This window comes from Candidatus Accumulibacter vicinus, assembly GCF_000584955.1.
GTDB classification, from domain to species: domain Bacteria; phylum Pseudomonadota; class Gammaproteobacteria; order Burkholderiales; family Rhodocyclaceae; genus Accumulibacter; species Accumulibacter vicinus.
This window is the reverse complement of sequence record NZ_JDSS02000037.1, coordinates 100,182-108,283: the sequence shown is the minus strand read 5'-3', so window position 1 is coordinate 108,283 and position 8,102 is coordinate 100,182. Positions and strand designations below refer to the sequence as shown.

9 protein-coding genes are annotated in these 8,102 nt (G+C 57.2%); 8 read left to right on the top strand and 1 reads right to left on the bottom strand.

Features of this window, described 5'->3' with window-relative positions:
* A partial coding sequence (locus tag CAPSK01_RS16315) for an efflux transporter outer membrane subunit (RefSeq protein WP_273703870.1) occupies positions 1–1,261 on the bottom strand: 1,261 nt, incomplete at its 3' end.
* A 280-nt stretch (positions 1,262–1,541) separates the two neighbouring features.
* Between CAPSK01_RS16315 and CAPSK01_RS16310 the strand changes: the two genes are divergently transcribed.
* From CAPSK01_RS16310 to CAPSK01_RS16275, 8 genes are all read left to right on the top strand, one after another.
* Complete coding sequence (locus CAPSK01_RS16310; protein WP_034929454.1) at positions 1,542–1,973, top strand: DUF29 domain-containing protein; 432 nt, start codon at positions 1,542–1,544, stop codon at positions 1,971–1,973.
* Between the two features lie 164 nt (positions 1,974–2,137).
* On the top strand, positions 2,138–3,139 hold the full coding sequence (gene pseB / locus CAPSK01_RS16305; protein WP_034929066.1) for a UDP-N-acetylglucosamine 4,6-dehydratase (inverting): 1,002 nt from the start codon (positions 2,138–2,140) through the stop codon (positions 3,137–3,139).
* The gene (gene pseC, locus CAPSK01_RS16300) at positions 3,136–4,281 is read left to right on the top strand and encodes a UDP-4-amino-4,6-dideoxy-N-acetyl-beta-L-altrosamine transaminase (RefSeq protein ID WP_034929063.1); all 1,146 of its coding nucleotides are present in this window, start codon (positions 3,136–3,138) and stop codon (positions 4,279–4,281) included. The genes pseB and pseC overlap by 4 nt, the downstream gene beginning before the upstream one ends.
* Positions 4,278–4,967, top strand: coding sequence for a pseudaminic acid cytidylyltransferase (gene pseF / locus CAPSK01_RS16295; RefSeq protein ID WP_034929060.1), 690 nt, complete (start codon positions 4,278–4,280; stop codon positions 4,965–4,967). The genes pseC and pseF overlap by 4 nt, the downstream gene beginning before the upstream one ends.
* Before the next feature lie 5 nt (positions 4,968–4,972).
* Complete coding sequence (gene pseG, locus CAPSK01_RS16290; RefSeq protein WP_034929451.1) at positions 4,973–6,088, top strand: UDP-2,4-diacetamido-2,4,6-trideoxy-beta-L-altropyranose hydrolase; 1,116 nt, start codon at positions 4,973–4,975, stop codon at positions 6,086–6,088.
* 11 nt (positions 6,089–6,099) lie between these two features.
* The gene (locus CAPSK01_RS16285) at positions 6,100–7,152 is read left to right on the top strand and encodes an N-acetylneuraminate synthase family protein (protein WP_273703869.1); all 1,053 of its coding nucleotides are present in this window, start codon (positions 6,100–6,102) and stop codon (positions 7,150–7,152) included.
* Between the two features lie 2 nt (positions 7,153–7,154).
* Positions 7,155–7,730, top strand: a complete 576-nt coding sequence (pseH, locus tag CAPSK01_RS16280; protein ID WP_034929057.1) for a UDP-4-amino-4,6-dideoxy-N-acetyl-beta-L-altrosamine N-acetyltransferase — start codon at positions 7,155–7,157, stop codon at positions 7,728–7,730.
* Between the two features lie 4 nt (positions 7,731–7,734).
* Positions 7,735–8,102 (top strand): WbqC family protein (locus CAPSK01_RS16275; RefSeq protein ID WP_273703868.1); only part of this gene is annotated, 368 nt, incomplete at its 3' end.

Below are 8,102 nucleotides of genomic sequence, written 5' to 3'. Positions count from 1 at the left end.
AGACAGTGCGCGCATAGCTTTCCACCATTTCTTCGCGGACGGCTTGTGAGAACAGCTGCTCGTTCCGCTTCCTGCCACCATCAAAAATGCTGACAACCAGGTTGTCCACGACATTCCAGAACAAGGTTTGGGGCTGGAACAGTTGCGACAGGGCAATGCCGCTGTAGCCGATCTGTGCAGACAGGTCCATGGGGGGGAGAATGCGCGCCCGGGCGACGTTTACGTCGGCATTCGCGGCCAGCAGCTGGGCTTCCGCGACACGCACATCGGGCCGGCGTAGCAGCAGGGCCGAGGGCAGGCCGGGGGCCACACTCGGAATGGTCAGGGAGTCGAGTCCGTCATTGGAGAGCTTGAGTTTGCCGGGGACCGTACCCAGAAGAAACGCCATGGCGCCAATGGCGTCGAGCTTCTGCTGTTCCAGGGTGGGGATGGTTGCGCGTATGGCGAAAATTGCCGCCCGTTGCTGCTCGAGTTCGGAAAGCGTGGCGTCACCAGCCTTGACCCGTTTCTCGATGGCGGCCAGGGTTGCGCTCAGGACTTCTTCGGTCTCGAGTGCGATTCTGAGGCGATCATTGAGGGACAGGAATTCGACGTAGTGGGTAGCGAGGCTGGCCGTCAGATTTCTCTGGACGTTTTCCCGTTCATGGACGGCCCGCCAGAGCTGAAAGTGGGCGGATTCCGCCAGGGCGCTTTGCTCGCCCCAGATGTCCAGCCGCCAGTCCGCCCGGATGCTGGCCTGATAGGTGCGTTGCGAAGTTCTGTTGCTGCCCGCATTGGAGAGGCCGCCAGCCGGAGCCGTTCCGACCGTGACGCCACCAGGAGACTGTTGCGCAATCACCAGGGGAGCGGAAAGGCCTGGATATTTCCCCGCAGCGGCCTGCTCTGCCCTGGCCTTGGCCTGGACGATACGGTTCAGCGCAATCCGGATATCCGGATTGTTGGCGAGCGCACGATCGATCAGACCCTGGAGTTCACGGTTTCCGAAGTCACGCCACCAATCCACCGGAGTTTTGGCAGGAGGCGGTGCCAGTGGCTTCGACGGACTGGTTTCCGCGGGCGCAGCGGCGGTCTGCCCAGAAGTGGACGGGGCCGTCCCGGTACTGGCCGCATCCTGGTACTGAGCGGGCAGGGAAACCTCGGGTATGCGGTAGCTGCCTGGCAGGCTGATGCAGCCCGTCAGTGTCTGTACACAAAGCAGGGTCCACAGCCCCTGCCGGCCGGCAAGGTGCGACCTGTTTGAAGCTGCAAGCTTTTGATTCATTCGGTCAAAGCAGTTGGTCTGTCCACCGGTTCGCAGCTCCCGCCGCCGCCTCAGCATGCGCCTTTGATGCGCCAGGAAAGGGTTGAATTATCGCTTGTATTGTGCAAATTTGAACGGGATTTTCAGCGCGTGTGTGCGATTCAAAGGGATACGCGCTATAGTGAAAACTGGAGACCAAAGGCGCCGAACGATTTCATGCCGATTTGCCGGAGCGACAAGCTGCTGCCGCAGTTCGCACGGCATGATGCCGGAACAAGATTTCCGGGTGCAGGAGGGTGAAGTGAGCACAAGATATGAGAGGGATGTGGTGGCATGGGCCAATGAACAGGCTCTGCTGATTCGTGCCGGTCGCTTTGATCTGCTCGACCTGGAGCATATTGCGGAGGAGATTGAGGAGGTGGGCAAGAGCGAACAACGCGAGCTGGCCAACCGTATGGCCGACCTCCTGGCCCACTTGCTCAAATGGCAGTACCAGCCGGATCGACGCGGTAGCAGTTGGGTACGAACGATCAAGGAGCAACGCAAGCGTGTTCTGCTTCGACTGGAGGAAACTCCCAGCCTGTCAGACAAACTCAACGACGCGAGGTGGTGTTCCGACGTGTGGGCGGATGCGGTTTCTCAAGCAATCTCGGAAACCGGCGTGGATACCTTCCCGGACGAATGCCCCTGGGCCGTTGCCGAAGTGATTGCTCCAGACTGGTTGCCGGTCTGACCGCCTTTTACACTAACGGTCATGAGTTTTCCAGACAAGCCCGGGCATGAAAGTCATCACCGTTTCCATCGCCCTGGTTCCTCTCCCGGATGGCGAGAGAATTTGATTGGCAGCGATTATCAATAACCTGGCGTTCTTGCGCCCGCTTTTGACCGGGATAGGCAATGCTCGACAACAAGACGATTCTCATCACCGGCGGTACTGGTTCGTTCGGCAAGCAGTTCGTGAAAACCATTCTGGCGCGCTATCAGCCGAAAAAGGTCATCATCTACTCACGCGACGAATTGAAGCAGTATGAAATGGCGCAGATTTTTAATGCGCCGCAGATGCGCTATTTCATTGGCGACGTGCGCGACCAGCCGCGTCTCAGGCAAGCCATGGATGGGGTCGATCATGTGATCCACGCAGCGGCCCTGAAGCACGTGCCGGTGGCCGAATACAATCCGATGGAATGCATCAAGACGAATATTTATGGGGCCGAGAACGTGATTCAGGCCGCCATCGCCGCCGAAGTCGAACAGGTGATTGCCCTGTCGACTGACAAGGCAGCCAATCCGATCAACCTGTATGGGGCAACAAAACTGGCGTCGGATAAATTGTTCGTCGCAGCGAACAATATTGTCGGTGCACGCCGAACGCGGTTTGCGGTCGTTCGCTATGGCAATGTGGTCGGCTCGCGCGGATCGGTCATTCCCTTTTTCCAGAAGTTGCTTGCGCAGGGCGCCACCGAATTGCCGATCACGGATGAGCGCATGACCCGCTTCTGGATCACCCTGCAAAATGGGGTCGACTTTGTCATCAGGAATTTTGAGCGCATGCATGGTGGCGAGATCTTCATTCCCAAGATTCCGTCGGCCACCATCCTCGACCTGGCCAAGGCCATTGCTCCGGACCTGCCACTCAAGATCATCGGCATTCGCCCTGGTGAAAAGCTGCATGAAACCATGTGCCCAGGCGATGATTCTCATCTGACCCTTGAATTTCATGACCATTTCTTGATCAAGCCAGCGATTTCCTTCACCCTGCAAGTCGATTACCAGAAGAATCGGCTGGGCGAGATCGGCGTCCCGGTAAGCGGTGGCTTTGAATACAGTTCCGGCACCAATCCCGAGTTTCTCGATGTTGCGGCCATTCGTGCGCTGATCGCACAGGGACGCGAGCATTGATTCCCTACGGTCGCCAATCGATTTCTGAAGAGGATATCGCTGCCGTCGTGGCGGTGCTACGTTCGGACTGGATCACGCAGGGACCCTGTATCGACGCTTTCGAACGCGCACTGGCCGCGTATTGCGGTGTGGCCCACGGGGTGGCAGTGGCCAATGCGACGGCAGCGCTGCACATCGCCTGCCTGGCGCTCGGTGTCGGCCCTGGGGATTGGGTCTGGACCTCTCCGAACACCTTCCTGGCTTCAGCCAATTGCGCTCTGTATTGCGGTGCCCAGGTCGACTTTGTCGACATCGACCCGCTGACCTACAACATCAGCGTGGCGGCGCTGGAAGAAAAACTGCGACAGGCCAGTCTCCATGGTGTGCTGCCGGCGGTGCTCATCCCGGTTCACTTCGCAGGCCAATCCTGCGACATGAAAGCGATCGGGGCGCTGGCAAGGCAATACGGATGCAAGGTGATCGAGGATGCATCGCATGCGGTTGGCGCCGACTACCAGGCCGGCAAGGTCGGTAATTGCGCCTTCAGCGACATGACCGTGTTCAGTTTTCATCCGGTCAAGATATTGACCACCGCTGAAGGGGGCATGGTGATGACCAATAGCGCGGCATTGCGCCAGGCATTGCAGCGTCTGCGGTCGCACGGAATGACACGCGACCCGGCCGATTTGCAGAACAAGCATGAAGGCGCCTGGTATTACGAACAGATCGAACTGGGCTACAACTACCGAATCACCGATCTCCAGGCGGCACTAGGCCTCAGCCAGCTGGCAAGTCTGGGCAAATTCGTGGCACGCCGGCGCGAACTGGCCGCGCGCTATGACCGGCTATTGGCCGACTTGCCGTTGGTATTGCCGCGGCAGGCCGAATACGGCCGTTCGGCCTACCATCTATACCCGGTCTGGGTCGCGTTCGAGCGGCGTCGTGTCGTGTTCGACGCGCTACGTGCCCAAGGCATCGGTGCCAATGTGCATTACCTCCCCGTCTATCTACAACCCTATTACAGGACGCTCGGTTTTCGCGCCGGGAAGTGTCCACAAGCCGAGCATTTTTACCGTGGCGCCATCAGTCTGCCGCTGTTCTATTCGATGACAGACGATGAGCAGGACCAGGTAGTGGCTGCGCTGTCGAACGCCCTGGCATGAAGCTGGCAATCATTCCTGCCCGTGGTGGCAGCAAACGCATTCCGCGCAAGAACATCAAACTGTTCTGCGGTAGGCCGATGATCGCCTGGTCGATTGATGCGGCACGCGCCTCAGGGCTTTTCGATCACATCGTCGTTTCGACCGACGATATTGAAATTTCCGCAGTGGCAAAGGCGTATGGGGCTGAGGTGCCGTTCATGCGACCGGCAGCCCTCTCCGATGATTACACGGGAACATCCTCCGTGGTCGCACATGCCATCCAGTGGTATCGCGCACAGGGCGACATGCCAGACCTGGTTTGCTGCATCTACGCGACAGCACCATTCGTCAGCGCGGCAGATCTGCAACGGGGCCTGCAAATGCTGGCTGACAGCGGTTCGGATTTCGCTTTCTCGGTGACCAGCTTTGCCTTCCCGATTCAGCGTGCCATCAAGCTGACCGAAGAAGGGCGGGTTCAGATGTTTCAACCCGAGCATTTCAACACCCGTTCGCAAGACCTGGAAGAGGCCTTCCATGATGCCGGCCAGTTCTACTGGGGACGTACCGCGGCGTGGATAGCCGACAAACCGATCTTTTCAACCGATGCCGTGCCGGTGATTCTGCCCCGCCACCGCGTGCAGGACATTGATACGCCAGAAGACTGGGAACGTGCAGAGTGGATGTTCAAGGCGCTGCAGACAGGATGACCCGGATGACCGGGCAAGAAATTTCTTTCCGCGTTGATGCCTCCCTGCAAATCGGCACAGGCCACGTCATGCGTTGTTTGACACTGGCCGATGCCCTAAAGGCCGCGGGTGCCAGTTGCCGTTTTATTTGCCGTGAGCACCCAGGCCATCTTCTTGGCCTGATCCGGCAACGGGGGCATGCAGCGATTGCCTTGCCTGGCCCGGTGGCGAACCCTTCGCCTGGTTCCCGTGAGCACCCGTTTCAACCGGCGCATGCGGTCTGGCTTGGCGCCGACGGGTCTACCGACGCCGGGCAAACCCGGACGATTTTGCAGGGTCTGGTCACTGACTGGCTGATCGTTGATCATTATGCGCTCGATGCCCGCTGGGAATCTGCGCTCAAGGCGACCTACCGCAAGCTGATGGTGATTGACGATCTTGCCGACCGCGAACATATTTGTGATCTCTTGCTCGATCAGAATCTGGTCGACGGAATGGCCAATCGCTACCGTGGCAAAGTGCCCGGCCATTGTGTCTGCCTGGTCGGCCCACAATACGCCCTGCTGAGGCCGGAGTTCAGCGCGCTTCGACCAGCCAGTCTTGCCCGGCGTAAAACGCCCTCGCTGAACCGATTGTTGATTTTCATGGGAGGCAGCGATCCCGACAATGAAACCGGAAAGGTCCTCGATGGGGTGAGGCTGTCCAGAAAACCTTGGGAGCATATCGACGTGGTCGTCGGGGAAAGCTATTCTGCCCTGCAGACCCTGAAGGAAACCCTGGCGAACTTCCCGTCTGCCACGCTGCACATCCAGACGCCCGACATGGCGAAATTGATGGCGGCCGCTGATCTGGCCGTCACCGCAGGCGGCAGCGTGACCTGGGAAAAATGTATCCTTGGGTTGCCCAGTCTCGTCGTCATCCTCGGTGAAAACCAGCGCCCGATCGCCACGATGATGCATCAGCAGGGGGCTCAGCGGACTCTGGGTATGGCCTCTGAACTGACTCCAGCCTGTTATGCGGGATATCTGGAACGAATGGCGGTCGGTGAGTTGCCGACAATGATCGACTGTGCCAGCAAAGTGTGCGATGGCGCGGGGGTCGAAAGGGTGTTAAAAATTCTTGACAATGAGAAGCGCATATGAATGACAGCCTCTTGGCCATTGCCGGGCGGAGCATCGGCCCCGATGAACCTCCTTATTGCATCGCGGAAGTCGGCATCAATCATAATGGTGATCTTGGCATGGCCAAACGAATGATAGAAACCGCCAAAGAGGTGGGTGCCGATGCGGTCAAGTTTCAGACCTTCAAAGCAGAAGAATTCTGTGGCGATCCTGAACAGATGTTCACCTACCAGTCGCAAGGGAAGACCGTCACCGAATCCATGCTGGAAATGTTCAGTCGCTACGAGTTCGCTCCTGAGCAGTGGCGTGCAATCAAGGTTCACTGTGATACTGTTGGCATTACCTTTTTCTCGACTCCACAGAACCGTTCCGACCTCGATCTGCTGATGTCGATCGGTGTGCCGGCGATCAAGGTGGGTTCCGACGACTTCACCAACCTGCCATTGCTCCGAAGCTATGCAGCGGAGAATCTGCCGCTGATTCTTTCCTGTGGCATGAGCGATCTGGCCGAGGTGCACCAGGCGCTGGAAACGGTCGGATGGTTTTCCGGCAAGCCTCTGGTCTTGTTGCTCTGTACTTCCCAGTACCCTACGCCTGCGCAGGACGTTAATATCCGCAAGCTGACGACCCTGCAGCAGGCCTTCCCGGGCCTGCTGGTCGGCTTCTCTGATCACACACAGGGTCCCTTGGCTGCAGCTCTGGCTGTCGCCCTCGGTGCACAAGTATTCGAGAAGCACTTCACGCTCGACCATGATCTGCCGGGGCCGGATCACTGGTTTGCCGAAGAAAGCGATGGGCTGCGCGAATGGATACAAACGATCCGGTGTGCGCACGAGATGTTGGGCAGCCCGATTCTGATGCCAACGCAAGCCGAAAGAGAGATGCGCTTACAGGCAAGGCGCAGCATCGTGGCATTACAACACATTGAAACGGGGGAAGAATTGAATGCCGGGAATATCGGTTTGCGGCGACCCGGTGCCGGGTTGTCTCCAGAACTGATTGATCGGGTGATGGGCCTAAGAGCGGCGCACCGGATCCAGAAAGGGAGCTATCTTCAGTTGACGGATATTTCAAACCAAGGATAAAAATGGTCACCAGAATCTTGTTCAATTACCCTGATTATTCCCTGACAGCTTTGGATGAGCAGGATAAGGATCTGATCTTGAGATGGCGTAATTCGGAATCGATACGCCATTACATGTATGACACCAGGACGATCACTCCAGAAGAACACGACAAGTGGTTCCACAGGGAGTCGAGGAATGAGAAGTCCCGACATTTCATGTTCAGGGAAAAAGGCCGGCCTGTAGGTTTTGTATCTTTTACAGACATCAATGACCGTGATCGTCGCTGTGCGTGGGCATTCAATCTGTCCGATGAAAGGGAGGGTCTTCAGAAAGGACTGGGCGCTGTCATGGAATACTTTGCGCTCGAGTATGTTTTTGAACAAATGGCCATCGAAAAGCTTTGCTGTGAGGTTCTGGATTTCAATACTGCAGTGGTTCGTCTGCATCAGCGCTTTGGATTTAACAAGGAAGGGTTTCTTCAGAAACACATCCACCGGGATGATGGGGTTTTCGGCGTGGTGGTGATGGCGCTTTTCCGGGAGGACTGGATGAAGATAAAAGGCGAAATAGCAAAGACCTTGTTCAGTGCCAGCTAGCCTAATGGCGGTCATTCTCTCTGCTCATCAGCCGGCCTATCTCCCATGGCTGGGCTATTTTGACAAGATGGCACGCGCGGATATCTTCGTTTTTCTTGATACCGTGCAGTTCGAAAAGAACAGTTTCATCAACCGGAACAAGATAAAAACAGCACAAGGACCACAATGGCTGACCATCCCGGTCAGGGTCAAAGGGCATATTCAGGCATCGCTTCGTGAGACTTTGATTGACGATACACAGCCCTGGCGCAGCAAGCACCTGAAGTCGCTGGAAATGAATTACCGAAAGGCGCCGGGATTCAAGGAGTGCTTCCCGAAACTTGAACAGCTGTTTTCAATTCAGCAATCCAATCTTGCCGAGCTGTGCTGGCA

Bases quoted from the DNA above. Each gene is read 5' to 3' on its own strand.
- pseB (WP_034929066.1), top strand. From the start codon at position 2,138: ATGCTCGACAACAAGACGATTCTCATCACCGGCGGTACTGGTTCGTTC.
- pseF (WP_034929060.1), top strand. From the start codon at position 4,278: ATGAAGCTGGCAATCATTCCTGCCCGTGGTGGCAGCAAACGCATTCCG.
- pseG (WP_034929451.1), top strand. From the start codon at position 4,973: ATGACCGGGCAAGAAATTTCTTTCCGCGTTGATGCCTCCCTGCAAATC.
- pseH (WP_034929057.1), top strand. From the start codon at position 7,155: ATGGTCACCAGAATCTTGTTCAATTACCCTGATTATTCCCTGACAGCT.